Origin of the sequence: Paracoccus jiaweipingae (genome assembly GCF_044335505.1) — a bacterium.
Lineage (GTDB): Bacteria > Pseudomonadota > Alphaproteobacteria > Rhodobacterales > Rhodobacteraceae > Paracoccus.
In genome coordinates this window covers 441,893-463,434 of the sequence record NZ_JBISBS010000003.1, presented here as the reverse complement: position 1 = coordinate 463,434, position 21,542 = coordinate 441,893, and the positions used below count along the sequence as shown (strand labels likewise).

Here is a 21,542-nt window from a genome sequence, read left to right as displayed (position 1 = left end):
GACTGGGACTGGGACTGGGACTGGGACTGGGACTGGGACTGGGACTGGGACTGGGACTGGGACTGGGACTGGGACTGGGACTGTTTTATTTTCAGGGTGTTTTTTGTTGCTAGGGTCGGCAGGATCGGCAGAAGTTCAGGCGCATGGGGAAGTGTGGCGGGGGGCGATGTGGGTTTGCGGGCGGATTTGTGGTGCCGGGGTAGAAGGCAGTGCTTTTTTACGGGTGATTCTGGGAGGTGTTGCGGGTGGTGTTGCGCGGGATGATAGGGATGTTGCGTTTCCAGGAATTTGAAAAATCAGGATTTTTTCGGGCAGCGTTCGCCCTGTGGGTTTTTTGTTGACTTTGCGAACGCCTTTAGGTAGAAATTATCCATGCTGGGAGAAATGGGCAAGCGGCCGGGTCGGTGACCTGAGGCCGCTTTTTTCATGACTCGCTCGTGCGGACAGGGACACGAGACAGGGCAAAAGATGACAGTGACATTCGAGCGGGGGGAGCAACCGCCCGAGGGGCCTTTCAGCCCCGGTGACGCGTTGGCCGAACTGGTCATCGCGCAGGATCTGTTTCGCGACACCGTCGCGGATCTGACGCAGGCGCGACAGCGGCTGAAGGATGGCGATGTCGACGAGTTGAAGGATGCCGTCAAGCTGGTGCGCGAATTGCGTGCGGCGACGCAGCTGGTGCTTGAGGAAAGGAAGAAACTTGACAAACTTCGCAAGGATGCAGCCGGAGGAGTCGGCGCAGGCGCCCTTGACCTCGGGGCTGCACGGGATGAAATCGGGCGCCGGCTGGCTTGCCTGCGCCGCGCCGGGGGAGGTGGATGACTTTCTGTCGGGGCTGAGCGAGAACGCGCTGGTCAGCCTGCCGTGGATTTTCGAATTCTGGGCATTGCCGCATCAATTGCCGCCCGAGGGTGACTGGAAAACCTGGGTGATCATGGGCGGGCGCGGGGCGGGCAAGACCCGCGCCGGGGCCGAGTGGGTGCGCGCGCAGGTCGAAGGGCCGGTTGCGGCAGCGCCGGGGCGGGCGCATCGGGTGGCGCTGATCGGGGAGACCTATGATCAGGTGCGCGATGTCATGGTGTTCGGTGAATCCGGCATTCTGGCCTGTTCGCCGCCGGACCGGCGACCGGTCTGGGAGGCGACGCGGCGGCGGCTGGTCTGGGCCAATGGGGCGACGGCACAGGTCTATTCGGCGCAGGAGCCTGAGGCGCTGCGCGGACCGCAATTCGACGCGGCCTGGGCGGATGAGCTGGCGAAGTGGAAAAAGGCGTCTGATGTCTGGGACATGCTGCAATTTGCCTTGCGGCTGGGCGATCACCCGCAGCAGGTGGTAACCACGACGCCGCGCAACGTCGGGGTGTTGAAGCAGCTTTTGGGCAACGCCAGCACTGTCACCACCCATGCGCCGACCGAGGCGAACCGGGCCTATCTGGCGGAGAGTTTCCTGTCGGAGGTCGCGGCGCGCTATGCCGGGACGCGGCTGGGGCGGCAGGAGCTGGACGGGGTGCTGCTGGACGATATCGAGGGGGCGTTGTGGACGACGGCCATGCTGGAGGCCAGCCGGGTGGATGCGGTGCCGCAGCTGGACCGCGTTGTGGTGGCGGTCGATCCGGCGGTCACGGCGGGGCGGGCCAGCGACGAATGCGGGATCGTGGTGGCCGGGGTGTCGATGAGCGGCGGGCCGGGGGACTGGCGGGCCTATGTGCTGGAGGATGCCTCGGTTCGGGGGGTGCCGACGGACTGGGCGCGCGCGGCGATTGCGGCGATGCAGCGTCACGGGGCCGAGCGGCTGGTGGCCGAGGTCAATCAGGGGGGCGATCTGATTGAGGCGGTGATCCGGCAGGTTGACCCGCTGGTGCCGTTCCGGGCTTTGCGGGCCGGGCGCGGCAAGGGGGTGCGGGCCGAGCCGGTGGCGGCGCTGTACGAGCAGGGCCGGGTGCGGCATCTGCGCGGCGGCGGGCTTGGGTCGCTGGAGGACCAGATGTGTCAGATGACGGTGCGCGGGTTCGAGGGGCGGGGCAGTCCCGACCGCGCGGATGCGCTGGTCTGGGCGATCCACGAGCTGATGATCGAGCCGGCGGCGCGCTGGTTGCGGCCGCAGATGCGCAGCCTGTGAGGGTTGTGGGTATTTGAGCAACGAAGAAGGGGGCTGCCGGTCGGGCGGCCCTTTTCCTTTGCGAGGCAAGGAGATTGGGATGGCGTTTCGGATGTTTGGGCGCGCGCCGGAGGTGGCGCAGCCGGTGATGGAGAAGAAGGCCAGTGCGACCGGGCGGATCGTGGCTTTGGCGGCGGGGGCGCTGGGGCGGCCGATCTGGTCGGCGCGGGACACGGGCAGTCTGACGCGCGGGGGGTTTGTGGCCAACCCGGTCGGGTTTCGCTGTGTTCGGCTGATCGCGGAGGCCGCGGCGGCGGTGCCTTTGGTGTTGCAGGATCGTGCGCAGCGTTTCGACCAGCATCCGGTGCTGGATCTGCTGCGCCGTCCGAACCCCGGTCAGGGCAGGGCCGAGTTGTTCGAGGCGTTGTTCGGTCAGATCATGCTGACCGGCAATGGGTATGTGGAAGCGGTGGGGGCGCGCGGGGACGGGCTGCCTGAGGAGCTGCATGTGTTGCGGTCTGACCGGATGAGCATCGTGCCCGGACCGGATGGCTGGCCGGTGGCCTTTGAATACAGCGTGGGCGGGCGCAGGCACCGGTTTGATATGACGGGCAGTCCCGACCCGATTTGCCACATCAAGAGCTTTCATCCCACGGATGACCATTACGGTTTGTCACCCATGCAGGCGGCGGCGGTGGCGGTCGATGTGCATAACAGTGCCAGTGCCTGGTCGAAGGCGTTGCTGGATAATGCCGCGCGGCCCTCGGGGGCGATTGTTTACAAGGGCGTCGATGGGCAGGGCAGCCTGAGCCCCGAGCAATATGACCGGCTGGTCGCCGAGATGGAGATGCACCATCAGGGCGCGCGCAATGCCGGGCGGCCGATGCTGCTGGAGGGCGGTCTGGACTGGAAGCAGATGGGGTTCAGCCCCTCGGATATGGAGTTTCACCAGACCAAGCAGGCCGCCGCGCGCGAGATTGCGCAGGCTTTCGGGGTGCCGCCGATGCTGATCGGGATTCAGGGGGATGCGACCTATGCCAATTATGCCGAGGCGCATCGGGCGTTCTATCGCCTGACGGTGTTGCCGCTGGTGGGGCGGGTGGCGGCCTCGGTCGCGTGGTGGATGTCAGAGCATCTGGGGGCGGAGGTCGATCTGCGCGCCGATGCCGAGCAGATCCCGGCCTTGGCAGAAGAGCGCGACCAGCTGTGGCGGCGCGTGGGCGAGGCGGGGTTCCTGAGCCAGGCCGAGAAGCGCGCGCTGCTGGGCCTGCCGGCGCAGACGGAGGTGTGAGGTCATGGATGGGGGGCGGTTCGGAGATGGTTTCGACCCCCATCACCACCGTTTCGAGGCGCAGGAGCGGGTGATGGCTTTGCAATTCGGCGCCGTGGACAAGCGGCTGGAGCGGATCGAGGCGCTGATCGAGGGTTTGGAAAAGCGCCTGTGGATGACCGTTTATGGGGTGGTGGCGGTGATCCTGACGCAGGCTGTGCAGGGCTTGCTGGACTATGCGCCCAAAGGAGGTTGAGGTGATTGAGGGATTGGAACGCAAATTCGCGGGCGGGCAGCCGAAGCTGACCTGCGATGCGGCGGATGGGGCGCTGGTGATCGAGGGCTATGCCAGCCTGTTCGGGCTGGCCGATCAGGGCGGCGATATTGTGCAGGCGGGGTCTTGCGCGGCCAGCCTGAAGCGGCTGGCGGCCAAGGGGGACCGGGTGCGGATGCTGTGGCAGCATGACCCGGCGCGGCCCATCGGGGTCTGGGACGAGATCCGCGAGGATGGCAAGGGGCTGTGGGTCAGGGGCCGGCTGCTGGACGAGGTCGCGCAGGCGCGCGAGGCGGCGGCGCTGATCCGGGCCGGGGCGATTGACGGGCTGTCGATCGGCTATCGCACCGTGCGGTCGGGGCGCGACGAGAAGGGGCGCCGGCTGTTGACCGAGATTGAGCTGTGGGAGGTGTCTTTGGTCACGTTCCCGATGCTGCCCGAGGCCAAGGTCGGGCGTAAGGCCGCCGACGAGATGCGCGCGCTGGCCGGGATTTTCAACGCAGCCACCGCTGCTTTGCGGGGCGCGTAACAGGGGTTCGGGACCGCGCGGGGGCGCGGTTCCGCACAACGGCCCAAGGGGCCATTTCACCGCGACGAGGAGACGAGGATGACCGAGGTGAAAACCACGGCCGGGCAGGGCATGTCCGGCGAACTGGAAGGGGCGATGTCGGGGTTCGTCAATGAACTCAAGTCGTTCCGCGACGATATTCAGAAACAGCTTCACAAACAGGAAGAGCGTATGACCATGCTGGATCGCAAAACTGCCGCGCGGGGCCGCAGCCCCCTGTCCACCGCAGCCGAGGTCGAGGCCCCGCATCAGAAGGCGTTCAACGCCTATCTGCGCAGCGGCAATGACGAGGCGCTGCGTGGTCTGGTGGTCGAGGAAAAGGGTCTGACGGTGGCCTCGGACGGTGGTTTCCTGGCGGCGCCGCAGGTGGCCGAGACGGTGCAGAGCGCGCTGCATAACGCGGCCTCGCTGCGGCAGCTGGCGACGGTGGTGCAGATCGAATCCTCGGCCTATGAAGTGCTGGTCGAGACCGGCGACGCCGCCGCGGGCTGGAGCAATGAGGGCACCGCCACCGAGACCGCCGCGCCCAAGGTCGAGCGCATCAGCATTCCGTTGCAGGAACTGTCGGCCATGCCCAAGGCCAGCCAGCGTCTGCTGGATGATGCGGCTTTCGACATTGACGCCTGGCTGTCCGAGCGCATTGCCGAGCGTTTTGCGCGCGCCGAGGCCGATGCTTTTATCAACGGCAGCGGCATGAACCAGCCGCGCGGTCTGATGCGCCATATTCACAAGGCCGAAGGTCAGCAGGCCGCCAATGAGATTGGCCAGATCAAGGCGGCCACCACGCTGGAAAACGGCAATACCGGCGTGCTGGATGCGCTGGTTGACACCATTTATGCGCTGGATGCGGAATATCGTGCCAATGGCGCCTTCCTGATGAATTCGCGCACCGCTGCCCTGCTGCGCAAGCTGAAGGATGCTGACGGCCGCTTTATCTGGAGCGATTCGCTGTCGGCGGGGCAGCCGTCGATGCTGATGGGCTATCCGGTGGTGATCTGTGAGGCGATGCCCGACAAGGGCGGGCTGAACAACCCCATCGCCTTTGGCGATTTCCGCCGCGCCTATACCATTGCGGAACGTCCCGATCTGCGCGTGCTGCGCGACCCGTTCAGTGCCAAGCCGCATGTGCTGTTTTATGCCACCAAGCGCGTCGGTGGCGGCGTGACCGACGCCCGTGCCGTCAAGTTCCTGAGCTTCGCCTGATCGGCAGGTGAAGGCGGGGTCGCGCGTGGTGTGCCGGCATGACCGGCTTTGCAACTGTCCGCGCGTGCTTTTGCCGGCGCGTGGGCGCGGCCCCAACCTGCCCCGGCCGGGGTGGGCAGACAGGCGGAACGGGAGATTTCGGAAATGATGCTTATCGAGGAAACGGCGCCCGACCAGGCGGCGCTGCCCGTGGCCGCGTTGCGCGATCATCTGCGGCTGGGATCGGGCTTTGAGATGGTCGCGGATGCGGCCGAGGCGCGCGCGCTGGCCGGCTTTCTGCGCGCGGCCATTGCCACCATCGAGGCGCGCACGGGCAAGGTGCTGTTGCACCGGCGTTTTGCCATGCGGCTGGATGACTGGCGCGACCGGCTGGGGCAGGCATTGCCGCTGGCCCCGGTTCTGGCCGTCGAGGAGGTGCAGATCGAGGATGGCGAGGGCGGCGTGGTCACGGTGCCGGACACCGAGTGGCGTCTGGTGGCGGATGCGCAGCGCCCGGTGCTGGCGCCGGTTGGGGTGATCCTGCCATCGGTGCCACGTCGGGGCGCGGTGGTGGTGCGGTTCACCGCCGGGTTCGGGGACAGCTGGGATCAGGTGCCTGCCGATCTGGCGCAGGCGGTGCTGATGCTGGCGGCGCGCTATTACGAGGATCGCAGCTTTGAGGGCTCGGCTGCGGCGATGCCGTTCGGGGTCAGCGCGCTGATCGAGAAATGGCGCGCGGTGCGGACACTGGCCGGACGGGGGCGGGCATGAGTGCGCCGCGGCTGAATGTGCCACTGGTGCTGGAACAGCCGCAGCGCCAGCCCGATGGCATGGGCGGGTTCCGTGTCAGATGGGCGGCGCTGGGCACGGTCTGGGCGGCGATGCGGGCGCGTGGCGGGCGCGAGGTTTCGGGGCCGGTCGGGCGTGAAAGCGCGCAGCATTGGGAGATTACCCTGCGGGCCGCAATGCCGGGCGATCCGCGTCGTCCGGCGCCGGGGCAGCGGCTGCGCATGGCGGGCCGGGTGTTCCGGGTTCTGGCGGTCGCGGAATCGGGACCGGCGGGGCGGTTGCTGGTGTGTCAGGCGACGGAAGAGGTGCAGACATGAGCTATGCGGCGGGGGCGGCTTTGCAGGCCGCGGTTTATGCGGTGTTGCGCGATGACGCGGCGCTGGGGGCGCTGGTGGGTGATGCGATTTACGATGCCATGCCCGTCGAGGCACCGGCGGATGTGTTCGTGGCGCTTGGCCCCGAGGAGGTGCGCGATGCCGGCGATTGCACGGGGCGGGGCAGCCGCCACGATTTCGTGGTGTCGGTCTTGTCGGGCAGTGCCACCGATAGCGGTTTTGCCGGGGTCAAGGCGGCGGCGGGCGCGGTCTGTTCGGCGCTGGAGGCCGGGGCTGGCAGTGGTGTGCTGGACCCCGGTGGTGGCGCGGTTCTGGTCGGGCTGTGGTTTCAGCGGGCGCGGGCGCGGCGGGTGCGCAACGGGGCGGCGCGGCGGGTCGATCTGACCTTTCGGGCGCGTCTGGATCTGGAGTGAAGGAGACGGAAAATGACAGTGCAGAACGGGCGTGATCTGTTGATCAAGATGGATATGACCGGCGAGGGTCAGTTCCAGACCATTGCGGGGCTGCGGGCCTCGCGCCTGGGGTTCAATGCTGAAACGGTGGATGTGACCAGCCTGGACAGTGAAGGCGGCTGGCGCGAATTGCTGGCCGGTGCGGGGGTGCGTTCGGCCAGTATCAGCGGGTCGGGGTGTTTCGCGATGCCGCCACCGATGGGCGCGCGCGGCAGATCTTTTTCGATGGCGAGGTGCCGCGCTTTCAGGTGGTGATCCCGGATTTCGGCATCGTCGAGGGCGCGTTCCAGATTACCGCGCTGGAATATGCCGGCAGCTATAACGGCGAGGCGACCTATGAGATGAGCATGGCCTCGGCCGGGGCGCTGAGCTTTGTGGAGCTGTGATGGGCAATCCGTGGCGGGGTGAGGTTCAGCTGGTGCTGGATGGTCAGCCGCATCAGGCGCGGCTGACGCTGGGGGCGCTGGCCGAGCTGGAGGCGGATCTGGGTGTGGACAGCATGGTGGCGCTGGTCGAGCGGTTCGAGGCGGGCCGCTTTTCCAGCCGCGATGTGCTGGCGGTGCTGGCGGCGGGGCTGCGCGGGGGCGGCTGGCGCGGCGCGGCGGGCGATCTGTTGCAGGTCGAGATCGCTGGCGGTCCGATGGGTGCGGCACGGGCAGCGGCACAGCTTTTGGTGCGCGCCTTCCAGATTGCCGGGCCATGAGCGGGCTGGACTGGCCCGGCCTGATGCGGGCCGGGATGCAGCGGCTGGGGCTGGCGCCTGATGTGTTTTGGGCGCTGACCCCGGCGGAATTGGCGCTGATGCTGGGGATCGGGCCGGGCGATGCGGGAATGACCCGCGACCGGCTGGCGGCGCTGGCGGCGCGGTTTCCCGACAAGGAATGACGAAAGGGGGGTCCGATGGCGGATCAGGACGGGCTGGAGGCGCTGGACGCGTTGGATGGCAGCGGGCGCATGGCGGCGGAGTTTGGGGACGAGCTGGCGCGGCTGCGCGAGGCGATGAGTTTTACCACGCGCGAGGTGGGGACGCTGGCCTCGGGGATCGAGGGCGGCTTGCGGCGGGCCTTCAGCGGGCTGGTGATGGACGGCATGAAGCTGAGCGATGCGCTGAAGGGTGTGGCGCGCAGCATGTTGGACACGGTTTTTGCCGCCGCGATGAAGCCGGTGCAGCAGGCGGTGGCAGGCGGCATGGCGCAGGCGGTCGGCGGTCTGGTCGCGGGGGCGATGCCGTTTGCGCAGGGCGGCGCCTTTGTGCAGGGGCGGGTGATGCCGTTTGCGCGCGGGGGCGTGGTCAGCCAGCCGACCTATTTCCCGATGCGCGGCGCCACCGGCCTGATGGGCGAGGCCGGACCCGAGGCCATCATGCCGTTGCGGCGCGGGCCGGACGGGCGGCTGGGGGTGGCCTCGGCCACGGGCGGGGGGCGACCGGTCAGCGTGACGGTCAATGTGAGCACGCCCGATGTCGAGGGTTTCCGCCGCAGCCAAAGCCAGATCGCCGCGCAGCTGGGGCGGGCGCTGGCGCGTGGCAATCGCAACAGTTGAGGAGCCGGTCATGGGATTTCACGAGATACGTTTTCCTGCCAACCTGTCCTTTGGCAGTGTCGGCGGTCCCGAGCGGCGCACCGAGATCGTGGCGCTGACCAACGGGTTCGAGCAGCGCAACACCCCGTGGGCGCATTCGCGGCGGCGTTATGATGCCGGTCTGGGGTTGAGGTCACTGGACGATGTGGCGGCGCTGATTGCGTTTTTCGAGGCGCGTGGCGGGCAGCTGCACGGGTTTCGCTGGAAGGACTGGGCGGATTTCAAAAGCTGTGCCCCCAGCCGCGAGCCGGCGCAGGATGACCAGTTGATCGGTCAGGGCGACGGGCGGCAGACGGAATTTGCCCTGAGCAAAGCCTATGCCTCGGGGCCGGGGGCGTATCGGCGTCCGGTGCTGAAGCCGGTGCGTGGCACGATCCGGGTTGCCGTGGGCGGGGTTGGCAAGGTCGAGACGGTGGATTTCACGCTGGACGAGACCAGCGGCATCGTCACCTTTGCCACCCCGCCCGAGCATGGGGCCGAAGTCACGGCGGGGTTCGAGTTCGATGTGCCGGTGCGGTTCGATACCGACCGGATCGCGGTGTCCGTGGCCTCGTTCCAGGCGGGCGATTTGCCGGCGGTGCCGGTGGTGGAGGTGCGGCTGTGAGCGGCGGGGCGATGACGACGCTGGCACGGGCCTGGGCGGTGACGCGCCGCGATGGGTTTGCGCTGGGCTTTACCGACCATGATACGGTGCTGACATTCGACGGCATGGCGTTTCGTCCCGATAGCGGGCTGACCGCCAAGGCCGTGGTGCAGGGTGCCGGCCTGTCGGTTGACAACAGCGAGGCGGAGGGCGCGCTGAGCGATGCCGCCATCACCGAGACCGACCTGATGGCCGGACGCTGGGATGAGGCCGAGGTGCGGCTGTGGGAGGTTGACTGGCGCGACACCGCCAACCGGCGCGAGGTGTTTCGCGGCCATCTGGGCGAGGTGACGCGCAGCGGTGCGGCGTTCCGGGCCGAGCTGCGCGGCTTGTCCGAGCGGCTGAACCAGCCGTCGGGGCGGGTCTATCATCCGCTGTGTTCGGCGCGGCTGGGCGATGCGGCCTGTGGGGTCGATCTGGCGGCGCCGGGCCTGTGGGCCGAAGCCGAGGTTGTTGAAGGGACGGGCAGCGAGGCTTTGCTGTTGTCGGGCATCGACGGATTCGCGCCGCGCTGGTTTGAACGCGGGGTGATGAAAGTGGTGCAGGGTGCGGCGGCGGGGCTGTCGGCGCTGATCAAGAATGATCGCGTCCCCGAGGCCGGTCGGCGGGCGCTGGTGTTGTGGGATGCGCCGGCGATTGCCTTGCAGCCGGGGGACCGGGTGCGGCTGGTTGCGGGGTGCGACAAGCGGGGTGGCACCTGCCGTCTGAAATTCGACAATTACCTGAATTTCAGGGGTTTTCCGCATTTGCCGGCCGAGGACTGGCTGATGGCGCCACAGGTGACGCGGGTCAAACGGGGGGTGGTCCGGGATGCGATCAGGGACGAAATCTTTGGCCATGGCAGTGACCGCTGAGCGCGTCGTGGCGGCGGCGCGCGGCTGGATCGGGACGCCCTATCTGCACCAATATGCGGTGCGGGGGGCGGGGACCGATTGCCTGGGACTGATCCGTGGGGTGTGGCGCGAAATCTGTGGTCACGAGCCAGAGGTGCCGCCGGCCTATACCGCCGATTGGGGCGAGGTGGGCGGGGCCGAACTGCTATGGCAGGCGGCGCGGCGTAACCTGATCGCGGTGCCCCATGGGGCCGAGGCGCAGCCGGGCGAGGTGCTGTTGTTTCGGATGCGCGCCGGGGCGGTTGCCAAGCATCTGGGCATACGGGCCGGGCTGGGGGCGCAGGCCAGTTTCATTCACGCCTATGACCGTCACGGGGTGGTCGAAAGCCCGCTGACCGGGCCTTGGGAAAAGCGGATCGCGGCGCGGTTCCGCTTTCCGCTGAACGATACCTGAGGAAAGGAGGCCAGCATGGCCACGATTTTGCTGTCAGCGGCAGGGGCCGCGATCGGCGGGGGCTTTGGCGGCGCCGTTCTGGGCCTGTCGGGGGCCGTGATCGGTCGCGCCATCGGGGCCAGCGTTGGCCGGATGATCGACCAGCGCCTGATCGGGGCGGGGTCGGCCGCGGTCGAGACCGGGCGTGTCGACCGTCTGCGGTTGCAGACCACCGGTGAGGGCACGGCAATTGCGCGTCTGTGGGGGCAGATGCGGGTGCCGGGGCATGTGATCTGGGCTGCGCCGCTGACCGAGGACCGCCGCAGCCGGGGAGGTGGCAAGGGTGCGCAGCCGAAGGTGACGGAATACAGCTATCGCCTGAGTTTTGCGCTGGCGCTGTGTGAGGGGGAGATCAACGGCATTGGCCGGATCTGGGCCGATGGTGAGGAAATCGCGCCCGAGGATCTGAATATGCGGGTCTATCACGGCGATGCCGGGCAGATGCCGGACCCCTGCATTTCTGCGCATGAGGGCGATGAGGCGCCGGCTTATCGCGGGGTCGCCTATGTCGTGTTCGAGGAACTGCCGCTGGAGCGTTGGGGCAACCGGGTGCCGCAATTCAGCTTCGAGGTGATCCGGCAGCCGCAGGGGGGGCGTGGGCTGGCCCATGATGTGCGGGCGGTGGCGATCATTCCGGGCACCGGGGAATACACTTTGGCGACGCGGCCGGTGAATGTCGACATGGGTCTGGGCGAACAGGTGGCGGTGAACCGCAATACCGGGTCGGGGCTGACCGACTTTGCGACCTCGCTTGAGATTTTGGGGCGCGAGCTGCCCAAGGCGGGGGCGGCCTCGCTGGTGGTGTCGTGGTTTGGGGACGACCTGCGGGCCGGGCATTGCACGCTGCGGCCCAAGGTCGAGGACAGCACCCGCGAAGCGCGTGACATGGCGTGGCGGGCCGGGGGCATTGACCGCGCCGCCGCGCAGGAGGTTGCGCGCCGTGACGAGCGGCCCGTTTACGGGGGCACGCCCGCCGACGGGTCGGTGGTCGAGGCGCTGCGGGCGCTGCGCGCGGCGGGCAAGAAGCCGATGTTTTATCCGTTCATCCTGATGGAGCAGCAGCCCGGAAACGGCCTGCCGGACCCCTATGGCGGCGATGAACAGCCGGTCATGCCCTGGCGCGGGCGCATCACCACCGAGATCGCGCCGGGTCGCGCGGGCAGCAGTGACGGCACCGAAGCCGCCGGGGCCGAGGTCGCGGCATTCTTTGGTCAGGCGCAGCCCGCGCATTTCCGCATCAAGGATGAACAGGTTTTTTATGACGGTCCCGTGGAGGATTGGGGCTATCGCCGGTTTATTCTGCATTATGCGCATCTGTGTGCGCTGGCCGGGGGTGTGGATGCGTTTCTGATCGGGTCCGAGATGCGCGATCTGACGCGGATCCGGGGCGTGGACGGATACCCGGCCGTGGCGGAACTGTGCCGTCTGGCCGCCGAGGTGCGGGCAATTCTGGGGCCGCAGGTTCATATCGGCTATGCGGCGGACTGGTCGGAATATTATGGCCATCACACGCCCGATGGCGATGTGCGCTTTCATCTGGACCCGCTTTGGGCGCATCCGGCCATCGGGTTTGTCGGCATCGACAATTACATGCCGCTGTCGGACTGGCGCGATGGCGAGGACCATCTGGATGCGCATTGGGGGCGGATCGACAACCCGGATTATCTGGCCGGGAACGTGGCGGGGGGCGAGGGCTATGACTGGTATTATGCCGCGCCCGAGCATCGTGATGCGCAGATCCGCACGCCGATTGCCGATGCCGCGCATGGCGAGGACTGGATCTGGCGATATAAAGACCTGCGCGGCTGGTGGGGCAATGCCCATCACGAGCGTATCGGCGGGGTGCGTCAGGCGCAGGCCACCCCCTGGGTGCCGGGGTCCAAGCCGATCTGGTTTACCGAGATCGGCTGTGCGGCGCTGGACAAGGCGACCAACCAGCCCAACAAGTTTCTGGACGCGCTGAGTTCGGAATCGGCCCTGCCGTTTTATTCAGACGGGCGTCGCGATGATGCGTTGCAGCAGGCCTATTTCCGGGCGCTGACGCAGCACTGGTCGGACCCTGCGCAGAACCCGGCCATGGCCGGGGGCGGGCGGATGGTCGATTTGTCGCGGGCCTATGTCTGGGCCTGGGATGCGCGGCCTTATCCGGCATTTCCGGCGCGGACCGATCTGTGGTCGGACGGTCCGGCATGGGCGCGCGGGCATTGGCTGAACGGCCGGGCCGGGGCGGCGCCGCTGCGTGATGTAGTGGCCGAGATCTGTCAGCAGGCCGGGGTGACGGCGGCGGATGTGTCCGGCCTGTCGGGTGTCTTGCGCGGCTATGCGTTGCAGGGTGGCGAGACCGGGCGGGCGGCGTTGCAGGCGCTGATGCTGACCCATGGCTTTGACGCGGTCGAGCGTGACGGGCGGTTGCAGTTCCGCAGCCGCGACGGGCGTCTGGATGCGGTGCTGGAGGCGGGCGATCTGGCCGAGGCAGAGGGGCTGTCGCAGCCGGAATACAGCCGCGCCCCCGAGCCGGAGCTGGCGGGCTGTGTGCGGCTGACCCATGTCGAGGCAGGGGGCGATTTCGCGATTGCGACCGCCGAGACGATGCTGCCCGAGGCGGATCGCAGCCAGTCGTCGTCATCGGAATATCCGATGGCGCTGACACGGGGCGAGGCGCGCGCGGTGGCCGAACGCTGGCTGTCGGAGGCGCGGGTGGCGCGGGATGCGGTGCGTTTCGCGCTGCCGCCGTCCCATGCCGCGCTGGGGCCGGGTGACGTGGTGTCGCTGCCCGATGCCAGGGGGTGCGGCGGCGCTGGCGCATCGACCGGGTCGAGCGTGCGGGCGCGATGGTGCTGGATGCGGTGCGGGTCGAGCCGTCGGTTTACCAGCCCGCCGATGCGCTGACCGAGGGCGGTGTGCAGGTGGCGGGTCATGTGCCGCCGGTGCCGGTCTGGCCGGTGTTTCTGGACCTGCCGCTGTTGCGCGGTGACGAGGCACCCCATGCGCCTTATCTGGCGGTGACCGCGACGCCCTGGGCGGGGGCTGCGGCGGCGTGGATGTCGGCCTCGGACGAGGGCGGGTTCACGCTGAACCGCACCATCCTGCGGCCTTCGGTCATGGGCCAGAGCCTGACGCCGATGGCGCGGGCGCGGGCCGGGCTGACCGACCGGGGGCCGGCCCTGCGGGTGCGGATGAAGGGCGGGGCGCTGGCCTCGGCTGACGGGGCGGCGCTGTTGGCGGGGGCGAACCTGATGGCGATCGGAGATGGCAGCCCCGAGAATTGGGAGCTGTTCCAGTTTGCCCGCGCCGATCTGGTGGCACCGGGGGTGTGGGACCTGTCGGGGCGGTTGCGCGGGCAGGCGGGCAGCGATGCGCTGATGCCTGATGTCTGGCCGGTTGGCAGCACCGTGGTGATGCTGGATGGCGCGGCGCGGCAGGTCGATCTGTCACCCTCGGCGCGGGGGCAGATGCGCTGGTGGCGGGTCGGGCCTGCGCTGCGGGCGCCGGATGATCCCAGCTATCGCCAGATCGGGGCGGCGTTTTCGGGCGTGGGCCTGCGGCCGCTGGCGCCAGTGCATCTGCGGCTGGCGGGGCGTCAGGTCAGTTGGGTGCGGCGCAGCCGGATCGGTGGCGATGGCTGGGACGGACCGGATGTGCCGCTGGGCGAGGGTCGCGAGGCCTATGTCGTGCGGCTGATGCGCGGGGGGGCTGTGCTGCATGAGGCCAGCACCGCGCAGCCGCGCTGGCTGGTGCCGCAGCCGGTCTGGGACAATGCCGTCGCCGGGGGCGATTTCGACCTGGCGGTGGCGCAGCTTTCCGAAACCTATGGCCCCGGCCTTTTTGCAAGGAGAACGATTCATGTCTGAGCAACAAACACCGGTTTGCGGTTTGCCGCTGGTTCAGCCGGCGCAGGCGCAAAAGCATGTCACGGTCAATGAGGGCCTGATGCGGCTGGATGGTCTGGTGAACCTTGTGCTGCAAGGTATCGGGCGCACCGAGCCACCTGCGGCGGTGATTGACGGCCAGTGCTGGGGGGTGCCGGAAGGTGCCGTGAACGCGTGGGAAGGGCAGGCCGGGCGTGTGGCCATTGCCGTCAATGGCGGCTGGGTCTTTGCCGATCCGGTGCAGGGCCAGCGCGCCTTTCTGGCCGGGACGGGGGTTCCGGCCATTCATGACGGCACCCGCTGGCGTTCCGGGGCGCTGACCATGGGGGGCTTTGGTGGCGGGCTGTGTGCCGGGATTACCGAGGCCGAGGTGGAGCTGAGCGGGGGTGAGAGCATTGTCACCACCGCCGAGATCCCCGCCGGGGTGATGGTCGTCGGGGTCAGTGCGCGGGTCAGCGCGGCCATGACCGGCACGGCACAAAGCTGGTCACTGGGCACCGATGGCGCGCTGGACCGGTTTGGCAATGGCCTGGGCATGGCGCAGGGGTCATGGGTGCGGGGGCTGTTGGGCCAGCCGATGACCTATTGGCAGGCCGCGCCGCTGATTGTCACCGCGCAGGGCGGGCAGATCAGCAGTGGCCGGCTGCGGCTGGCGATCCACTGGCTGGATCTGGCGCTGCCGGATTGAGGGTCACTTTCCCCGGCGCGCATTTTGCCGTAATCAGGCCGCGAACAGTCACAGGAGAGCGTCATGGATGGCATCACCGACGATCTGAGCGTGTTGTGGTCGCGCATCTGCGGCGAGGCCGAACAGGCCGTGCGCGCCGAGCCTTTGCTGGGGGGGCTGATCCATTCCGGCCTGTTGCATCATGACAGTTTTGCCTGTGCGCTGGCCTATCGGTTTGCGCTGAAGCTGGCCTCGGGCGAGATGTCCGAGCAGCTTTTGCGCGAGATCGCGGATCAGGCGCATATCCAGTCGCCATCGCTGACGGAGGCTGCGCGGCTGGACCTGCTGGCGCATTACGACCGCGACCCGGCAACCCACCGGCTGATGCAGCCGATGTTGTTTTTCAAGGGGTTCCAGTCGTTGCAGGCCTATCGGATCGGGCATTGGCTGTGGCAACAGGGCCGCAAGGACATGGCCTATTTCGTGCAGATGCGCTGTTCCGAGGTGTTCGGCGTCGATATTCACCCCGCCGCCCGGATCGGCACCGGGGTGATGATCGACCATGCCCATTCCATCGTGATCGGGGAAACCGCGGTGGTGGGCAATGACGTGTCGATGCTGCATTCGGTGACGCTGGGGGGGACGGGCAAGGGCGATGGCGACCGCCACCCCAAGATTGGCAATGGGGTGCTGATCGGGGCGGGTGCCAAGGTTCTGGGCAATATCCGCGTCGGCGATCGCAGCCGCATCGCCGCCGGGTCGGTGGTGCTGGAGGAAGTGCCGTGCTGCAAGACCGTGGCGGGCGTGCCGGCGCGCATCGTGGGCGATGCCGGTTGCGATGCGCCGTTCAGCGCCATGGACCATATGCTGCGGTTGAAAGACCTGCTTTAACGGTGATCCCGTCCGATCAGTTCGGGCAGGACCATGTTGTGCCGGGCCAGATAGTCGTCGATGCCCTGCACGATTTGCGGCACCAGCGACAGGCCGTGATAGATCAGCGCGCTGTAGATCTGGACCGCGCTGGCACCGGCGCGGATTTTGGCCAGTGCCTGTTCGGTCGAGCCGATTCCGCCGACGCCGATGATCGGGATCTGACCATTTGTCAGGCGATACAGGCCGGACAGAATTTCGGTGGCGCGGTCAAACAGCGGTGCGCCGGACAGGCCGCCGGCCTGTGGCGCCTGCGGGTCGGTCAGGCCGTCGCGCGACAGGGTGGTATTGGTGGCGATCAGCCCGTCGACGCGCGCATTCAGCGCCACCGCAGCCAGGTCTGACAGCGCCTGTGGGTCAAGGTCGGGGGCCAGCTTGATGAAAACCGGACGGCGCGGGCCGGGCAGGGCGTCGCGGGCCTGCTGGACGCCCTCGACCAGCGCGGCAAGGGCGGTGGCGCCTTGCAGGTCGCGCAGTTTCTCGGTGTTCGGGGAGCTGACATTGATGGTCAGAAAATCGGCGTGTTGACCGGCCATCTGAACCACCTGTGCGAAATCGGCGGCACGGTCCGCGCTGTCCTTGTTGGCCCCGATATTGAGGCCTACGGGAATGCCCTGCGGCCGCGCGGCCATGCGGGTGGCGATGGCGGCGGCGCCGTCATTGTTAAAGCCGAAGCGATTGATGACGGCGCGGTCGGCGGCCAGCCGGAACAGCCGCGGTTTGGGGTTGCCCGGCTGTGGGCGCGGGGTGGCGGCGCCAAGTTCGATAAAGCCGAAACCGGCCTGCATCAGGGCGGCGACGCAGCGCGCGTTCTTGTCATAACCTGCGGCCAGACCAACCGGGTTTGGCAGGTCCAGCCCGGCGATGGTGCTGGCGATACGGTTCGAGGTAAGCGGCGTCCCCGGCAGCGGCACCAGCCCGCTGGCCAGTGCGCGGATCGACAGGTCATGCGCGCGTTCGGGGTCCATGCGGTGCAGGATGGCAAGGCCGGCGCGTTCGATCAGGGTCATGTCAGATCTCCGGTCTGGTGGCCGTCGGGGCCGAGGGGCAGGTCGCGGTGCCATGCGATATCGGCCAGTTGCAGCGGGCGGTAGAGATGCGGAAACAGCGCCCCGCCGCGCGACACTTCCCATTTCAGCGCGTCGCCAAGCGGTTCGGCCTGAACGGCGGCAAGGATCAGCCCGGTTTCACCGGCAAAATGTTTGGCGGCGGTCGTGGCAAGCTGGTCGGCGGTCGAGAGATGGATAAAGCCGTCAGCCAGGTCGACAGGGGCACCATCGGTGGCGCCGTTCTGACGCAGCTGGTGCCATTCGGGGGCGCGGAAAATCTTGAAGATTAGCATGGGGCGCTTATCCCCGCAGATGCGCGTCCGGTCAAGCGGCACGGACCCGGCCGGGCCGGTCCCCAAGCGGCTTGCATCGCGGGACCGGCGCAGGCACCATCGCGGCAGTATCTGTCCCGAGGGAGCCTGTGGATCATGTCTTGTCGCCTGCTTTTATCCGTTGCCGCCATTGCTTTGACAGCCGGTGCGGCCCATGCCGAGTATCGGCTGCATATTCTGCATATCAACGATTTGCACAGCCGGATCGAATCAATCAACAAATATGACAGCACCTGTGATGCCGAGGGCGAGGAAAAGGGCGAATGCTTTGGCGGGATCGCCCGCGTGGCCAGCAAGATTCGCGAATTGCGCGACGGGTTGAAGGCCGAGGGCGAGAATGTCGTCGTGCTGGATGCGGGGGATCAGTATCAGGGCAGCCTGTTTTATTCGACCTATAAGGGCAAGGACACGGTCGAATTCATGAATGCCATCGGTTTCGATGCGATGGCGGTCGGTAACCATGAATTCGATGATGGTCCCGAGGGGCTGGCGCTGCTGGCATCGGGAGTGAAGTTTCCGGTGATTTCGGGAAACCTTGATCTGTCGCAGTCGAATGTTTTGAAGGATATTGTCGGTGACAAGCTGGTGCTGGAGGTCGGGGACCAGAAGATCGGCATTATCAGCGCGCTGGCCATGGACACGCCCGAGACGTCATCGCCGGGGAAATCGGTGATTTTCAAGGATGATCTGGACAGTCTGAAGGCCGATGCGGCGGCGCTGGCCGATGAGGGCGTGAACAAGGTCATCGCCCTGACCCATGAGGGATACAAGCGCGATCAGGTCATTGCCGCCGAGGTGCCGGGTGTCGATGTCGTGGTGGGCGGGCATTCGCATACGCTGTTGTCCAATGACGACGAGGCCGCCGAAGGCCCGTACCCGACCATGGTGAATGGCAGCGATGGCGTTGGGGTGCCGGTGGTGCAGGCCTATGCCTATGGCAAATATCTGGGGCATCTGGTTGTCACCTTTGACGATGAGGGCAAGGTGATCAAGGCCGAGGGGCAGCCGATTCTGCTGGATGCCTCGGTCACGCCGGACGAGAAGATGCTGGCCCGCATCACCGAGATGGCCAAGCCCATCGAAGAGCTGAAAACCCGTATCGTGGCCAACACCACGGCCGAAATTGGCGCCGACCGGACCGAGTGCCGGGCCAAGGAGTGCCAGATGGGCAGTCTGGTCGCGGATGCGATGCTGGACCGGGTGCGCAACCAGGGTATTCAGATTGCCATTCAGAATGGCGGCGGGTTGCGGGCCGCGATTGACGCGGGGCCGGTCTCGATGGGTGAGGTGATCTCGGTCCTGCCGTTCCAGAACACGCTGTCGACCTTTTGGTTAAGCGGGGCAGGCGTGGTGACGGCGCTGGAAAACGGTGCCAGCCAGATGGAAGAGGGCGCGGGCCGGTTCGCGCAGGTGGCGGGGCTGAAATATACCGTCGACCCCGCAGCTGCGCCGGGCCAGCGCATCAGCGACGTGATGGTTGCGGATGGCGAACAGTGGGTGCCGATTGACCCGGCGGCGGAATATGGGGTGGTCAGCAACAACTATATGCGCGGGGGTGGTGACGGGTATGCCGTTTTCGCCAACGAGGCGCGCAAGGCCTATGATTTCGGGCCGGATCTGGCCGATGTGCTGGCAGAATATCTGGCCAAGAAAGGCCCGGATTTCGTCGCCAAAACCGATGGCCGGATCACGGTGAAATAAACCGGCGACAGGCGCCCCGCCGATGCGGGGGCGTCAGGCCACCAGCGCCTTGCGGTTGCGCTGGTGGCGTTCGGCCAGTTTGCGGCTGCGGCGCCCCTCGATCAGCGGGCGGGCGCCGGGTGGGGTGATGGCGGCGGCCAGTTCGGGAAAGATCGACAGGATTTCGTGCCGGGCCGGCGCGGTCAGCGACTTGAGGGCCTGGGGACCGGTAAGCAGGCTTTCCGTCCAGGCACCGTTCGAGCGCAGAACCTCGTGCCGGTCCAGAAGGATATGCAGATAGTGGACGCCGTCGGGCGGGGCCTCGGGGGTGATGCCGTCAAGCAGGCAGAGATGTTTGGCGGCGATCAGCACCTCGGGGCTGTCGAACATGCGGGCGGCGATGCTGGACTGAACCAGAATGCGGTGCTGGGGCGAGACGACAAGGTCGCGGCAGGGCTGGCCCGGCCCAAGCGCCCCGGCGCGGATGCGGATCGGGCGCAGGTTGGGGCGAAGGTCCAGTGCACGCGCATCCAGAAGCCGCCCGCCGACCCAGCGGATGGGCTGGGGGCCGTTGTCGCGGGTCAGCACCAGATCGCCGGGGCGCAGATCCTGAATCGGCACCGGACCGTGCGGCGTGTCGATCAGCGTGCCGGATGTAAAGCAGGGTGCATCGGGATAGATCGGCTGAGGCGGATAGGGGGCAGACATCGCATCCGCCAGACCGTCATAGCGAAGTGTCATGGTCAGATCGAACGGGGTGTCATGCCCCAGAGGCAGGATCATGAAAGATTGTTTGCCGCCAAGGCTTTCATAGATATCGTTGCCATCCATTGGCAGCGAGAGCGTGTATTGCAGCTGGATCGGGTTGCCGTCCTGATCCAGCTGAGGATTGCCATCGGCATCGACCGGCGTCGCCGTCGCCAGAATACGGGTATATGACACCGCAATCGTGGTTCCGGCGGGGTAAAGGTATTGGGTGGCATCATTGCCAAGCAGGGTATCCTCGGCAAGGGTTTGCTGTGTCCCTTCAGCGCCGTAGCCAACGTTGAACACGTCGCCAGCGCCCCCTGCCGGGCCTTGATCATTGATGCGGATGATCGACAGGCTGGCATTGGACAGATCATAATGGTCGCCGGTTCGGGGGACGGGGACGCTGTTATATCCGTACGCTTCCGTCCGCCAAGCCCCGGTGGCGATGGTGACAAGCTGGACTTCATAAACGGGCATGGCACGCCAATCAGGTGAGTTTATCCTGAAATGACACGTTAAGGTTGTTTATTCGGCTTTGCAACCTTCACGTGTTGCTTTCCCTGTCCGTGCAGGGTGGCGTTATCGGGTGATGAGCTGGCCGCGTCCGCCCCAGATGACCGCCTGTGTCTGGCCATCCGGGGTCAGAAGAACAAGATCGGCGCGATAGCGGGGCGCCAGATGGCCGTGGTCTGACAGCCGCATCAGGCCAGCAGGAATGGCCGATGACATCGCCAGCGCCTGTTCCAGCGGCAGGCCAAGGCGGGTCACGGTATTGGCGACGGCGCCGGCCATGTCGATATGGACGCCGGCCAGCGCGCCCTCGGCATTGACCAGTTTGCCGTCGGACAGGTGGATTGTCTGGCCATAGAGGGTGAACTGACCGGATCCGTTTACCGTGGGCATCGCGTCCGAGACAAGGAACGTGCGGTCGGGGCGGGGGCGGGCGCGGATGGCGACGCGCAGCGCCGTGTCGCTGACATGGTGGCCGTCGACGATCAGCCCGGCATGGATGTCGCTGTCGATCACCGCCCCGACAACGCCGGGCGCGCGCGATTCCATCGGCGTCATGGCATTGAACAGGTGGGTCGCGGCCTGTGCGCCCTCGGCAATTGCGGCGCGGGTGGTGGCCTCGGTTCCGGCGCTGTGGCCGATCGAGACGACGACCCCGGCTGTGACAAGCTGGCGGATGGTGCCGGGCGGCACGGTTTCGGGCGCAAGGGTCAGAAGAACCGGAATGCCGTCGCGGGCAAGCCCGGTCACAAGGTCGTGGCTGTGTTGGTCCCAGGGACGGATGAAGCGCGCCGCATGGGTGCCGCGCCGGGCGGGGGCGATATGCGGCCCCTCGAAATGAATGCCGGCGATGCCCTCGGCCCCGATGGCCTGACGGATGGCATCGGCGGCACGGTCCATCAGGGCGGGGGCGTCGGTGATCAGCGTCGGCAGGATGGCGGTGGTGCCGCGCTGGCGATGCGCGGCGGCGATGGCGCGCATGGCTTGTGCGGTGGGGTCGGCGTTCAGCAACACGCCCCCGCCGCCATTGACCTGAAGGTCGACAAAGCCCGGTGCCGCGATCAGGTCACTGTGCAGCCGGGGCAGGTTATCGGGCAGGGCCTGCGGCGGGCACAGCGCCTGAATGCGGTCGCCGCTGATATGGATGGCCAGATCGCGGCGCAGGCATTCGCCATCGAACAGGGCCTGCGGCAGCAGCGCCCAATCATCTGTTCGGGGAAAGTCGGGCATCGTGGCCTCC

22 protein-coding genes and 2 pseudogenes are annotated in these 21,542 nt (G+C 67.2%); 20 read left to right on the top strand and 4 right to left on the bottom strand.

Annotation, left to right across the window (positions count from 1 at the left end):
- The first annotated feature begins 468 nt into the window (after nucleotides 1–468).
- The 19 genes and pseudogenes from ACFXP9_RS08455 to cysE all read left to right on the top strand — a co-directional run bounded on the left by ACFXP9_RS08455 (nucleotide 469) and on the right by cysE (nucleotide 15,942).
- A complete protein-coding gene (locus ACFXP9_RS08455; protein WP_397209259.1) occupies nucleotides 469–822 on the top strand; it encodes a permease in 354 nt (117 codons plus the stop codon).
- A complete protein-coding gene (locus ACFXP9_RS08450; protein WP_397209260.1) occupies nucleotides 770–2,116 on the top strand; it encodes a DNA-packaging protein in 1,347 nt (448 codons plus the stop codon). The genes ACFXP9_RS08455 and ACFXP9_RS08450 overlap by 53 nt, the downstream gene beginning before the upstream one ends.
- 79 nt (nucleotides 2,117–2,195) lie before the next feature.
- A complete protein-coding gene (locus tag ACFXP9_RS08445) occupies nucleotides 2,196–3,386 on the top strand; it encodes a phage portal protein (RefSeq protein WP_397209261.1) in 1,191 nt (396 codons plus the stop codon).
- A gap of 4 nt (nucleotides 3,387–3,390) precedes the next feature.
- Nucleotides 3,391–3,621 carry a GTA head formation protein, RCAP_rcc01685 family gene (locus tag ACFXP9_RS08440; RefSeq protein WP_397209262.1) on the top strand — a complete coding sequence of 77 codons (231 nt, stop codon included), beginning with the start codon at nucleotides 3,391–3,393 and terminating at the stop codon, nucleotides 3,619–3,621.
- Nucleotides 3,602–4,168 (top strand): HK97 family phage prohead protease, encoded by a 567-nt coding sequence (locus tag ACFXP9_RS08435; RefSeq protein WP_397209263.1) that lies wholly within the window; start codon nucleotides 3,602–3,604, stop codon nucleotides 4,166–4,168. The genes ACFXP9_RS08440 and ACFXP9_RS08435 overlap by 20 nt, the downstream gene beginning before the upstream one ends.
- A gap of 78 nt (nucleotides 4,169–4,246) precedes the next feature.
- Entirely contained in the window at nucleotides 4,247–5,410 is a 1,164-nt protein-coding gene (locus tag ACFXP9_RS08430) for a phage major capsid protein (protein WP_397209264.1), read from the top strand.
- A 144-nt stretch (nucleotides 5,411–5,554) separates the two neighbouring features.
- Entirely contained in the window at nucleotides 5,555–6,160 is a 606-nt protein-coding gene (locus ACFXP9_RS08425) for a head-tail connector protein (protein ID WP_397209265.1), read from the top strand.
- The gene (locus ACFXP9_RS08420) at nucleotides 6,157–6,495 is read left to right on the top strand and encodes a head-tail adaptor protein (protein ID WP_397209266.1); all 339 of its coding nucleotides are present in this window, start codon (nucleotides 6,157–6,159) and stop codon (nucleotides 6,493–6,495) included. The genes ACFXP9_RS08425 and ACFXP9_RS08420 overlap by 4 nt, the downstream gene beginning before the upstream one ends.
- Nucleotides 6,492–6,926 carry a DUF3168 domain-containing protein gene (locus tag ACFXP9_RS08415; protein ID WP_397209267.1) on the top strand — a complete coding sequence of 145 codons (435 nt, stop codon included), beginning with the start codon at nucleotides 6,492–6,494 and terminating at the stop codon, nucleotides 6,924–6,926. The genes ACFXP9_RS08420 and ACFXP9_RS08415 overlap by 4 nt, the downstream gene beginning before the upstream one ends.
- A gap of 12 nt (nucleotides 6,927–6,938) precedes the next feature.
- Nucleotides 6,939–7,351: pseudogene (locus ACFXP9_RS08410) on the top strand (phage major tail protein, TP901-1 family).
- Nucleotides 7,351–7,668, top strand: coding sequence for a gene transfer agent family protein (locus tag ACFXP9_RS08405; RefSeq protein WP_397209269.1), 318 nt, complete (start codon nucleotides 7,351–7,353; stop codon nucleotides 7,666–7,668). The pseudogene ACFXP9_RS08410 and the gene ACFXP9_RS08405 overlap by 1 nt, the downstream one beginning before the upstream one ends.
- Nucleotides 7,665–7,850, top strand: a complete 186-nt coding sequence (locus ACFXP9_RS08400; RefSeq protein ID WP_397209270.1) for a rcc01693 family protein — start codon at nucleotides 7,665–7,667, stop codon at nucleotides 7,848–7,850. Before ACFXP9_RS08405 ends, ACFXP9_RS08400 begins: the two co-directional genes overlap by 4 nt.
- Before the next feature lie 15 nt (nucleotides 7,851–7,865).
- On the top strand, nucleotides 7,866–8,507 hold the full coding sequence (locus ACFXP9_RS08395; protein ID WP_397209271.1) for a phage tail tape measure protein: 642 nt from the start codon (nucleotides 7,866–7,868) through the stop codon (nucleotides 8,505–8,507).
- A gap of 10 nt (nucleotides 8,508–8,517) precedes the next feature.
- Nucleotides 8,518–9,150 (top strand): phage distal tail protein, Rcc01695 family, encoded by a 633-nt coding sequence (locus ACFXP9_RS08390; RefSeq protein ID WP_397209272.1) that lies wholly within the window; start codon nucleotides 8,518–8,520, stop codon nucleotides 9,148–9,150.
- 11 nt (nucleotides 9,151–9,161) lie between these two features.
- Nucleotides 9,162–10,043: a DUF2163 domain-containing protein gene (locus tag ACFXP9_RS08385; RefSeq protein WP_397209274.1), complete on the top strand. Its 882-nt coding sequence runs from the start codon at nucleotides 9,162–9,164 to the stop codon at nucleotides 10,041–10,043.
- On the top strand, nucleotides 10,027–10,476 hold the full coding sequence (locus tag ACFXP9_RS08380) for a C40 family peptidase (protein ID WP_397209275.1): 450 nt from the start codon (nucleotides 10,027–10,029) through the stop codon (nucleotides 10,474–10,476). Before ACFXP9_RS08385 ends, ACFXP9_RS08380 begins: the two co-directional genes overlap by 17 nt.
- A gap of 15 nt (nucleotides 10,477–10,491) precedes the next feature.
- Nucleotides 10,492–14,366: pseudogene (locus ACFXP9_RS08375) on the top strand (baseplate multidomain protein megatron).
- Nucleotides 14,359–15,072: a DUF2793 domain-containing protein gene (locus tag ACFXP9_RS08370; protein WP_397209277.1), complete on the top strand. Its 714-nt coding sequence runs from the start codon at nucleotides 14,359–14,361 to the stop codon at nucleotides 15,070–15,072. Before ACFXP9_RS08375 ends, ACFXP9_RS08370 begins: the two are co-directional and overlap by 8 nt.
- Nucleotides 15,073–15,135: 63 nt before the next feature.
- Entirely contained in the window at nucleotides 15,136–15,942 is an 807-nt protein-coding gene (gene cysE, locus ACFXP9_RS08365) for a serine O-acetyltransferase (RefSeq protein WP_397209278.1), read from the top strand.
- Here cysE and ACFXP9_RS08360 read toward each other — a convergent pair.
- Both ACFXP9_RS08360 and ACFXP9_RS08355 read right to left on the bottom strand, forming a co-directional pair.
- Nucleotides 15,939–16,991 (bottom strand): quinone-dependent dihydroorotate dehydrogenase, encoded by a 1,053-nt coding sequence (locus ACFXP9_RS08360; RefSeq protein ID WP_397209279.1) that lies wholly within the window; start codon nucleotides 16,989–16,991, stop codon nucleotides 15,939–15,941. The genes cysE and ACFXP9_RS08360 overlap by 4 nt on opposite strands.
- Nucleotides 16,988–17,323, bottom strand: coding sequence for a DUF952 domain-containing protein (locus ACFXP9_RS08355; RefSeq protein WP_397209280.1), 336 nt, complete (start codon nucleotides 17,321–17,323; stop codon nucleotides 16,988–16,990). The genes ACFXP9_RS08360 and ACFXP9_RS08355 overlap by 4 nt, the downstream gene beginning before the upstream one ends.
- Nucleotides 17,324–17,458: 135 nt before the next feature.
- Here ACFXP9_RS08355 and ACFXP9_RS08350 point away from each other — a divergent pair, with 135 nt between their 5' ends.
- On the top strand, nucleotides 17,459–19,063 hold the full coding sequence (locus tag ACFXP9_RS08350) for a bifunctional metallophosphatase/5'-nucleotidase (RefSeq protein WP_397210150.1): 1,605 nt from the start codon (nucleotides 17,459–17,461) through the stop codon (nucleotides 19,061–19,063).
- 33 nt (nucleotides 19,064–19,096) lie between these two features.
- Here ACFXP9_RS08350 and ACFXP9_RS08345 read toward each other — a convergent pair whose 3' ends face one another.
- Together ACFXP9_RS08345 and nagA are read right to left on the bottom strand one after the other, a co-directional pair.
- Nucleotides 19,097–20,269, bottom strand: a complete 1,173-nt coding sequence (locus tag ACFXP9_RS08345; protein WP_397209281.1) for a Hint domain-containing protein — start codon at nucleotides 20,267–20,269, stop codon at nucleotides 19,097–19,099.
- A gap of 102 nt (nucleotides 20,270–20,371) precedes the next feature.
- Nucleotides 20,372–21,532: an N-acetylglucosamine-6-phosphate deacetylase gene (nagA, locus tag ACFXP9_RS08340; protein ID WP_397209283.1), complete on the bottom strand. Its 1,161-nt coding sequence runs from the start codon at nucleotides 21,530–21,532 to the stop codon at nucleotides 20,372–20,374.
- Between the last annotated feature and the right edge of the window lie 10 nt (nucleotides 21,533–21,542).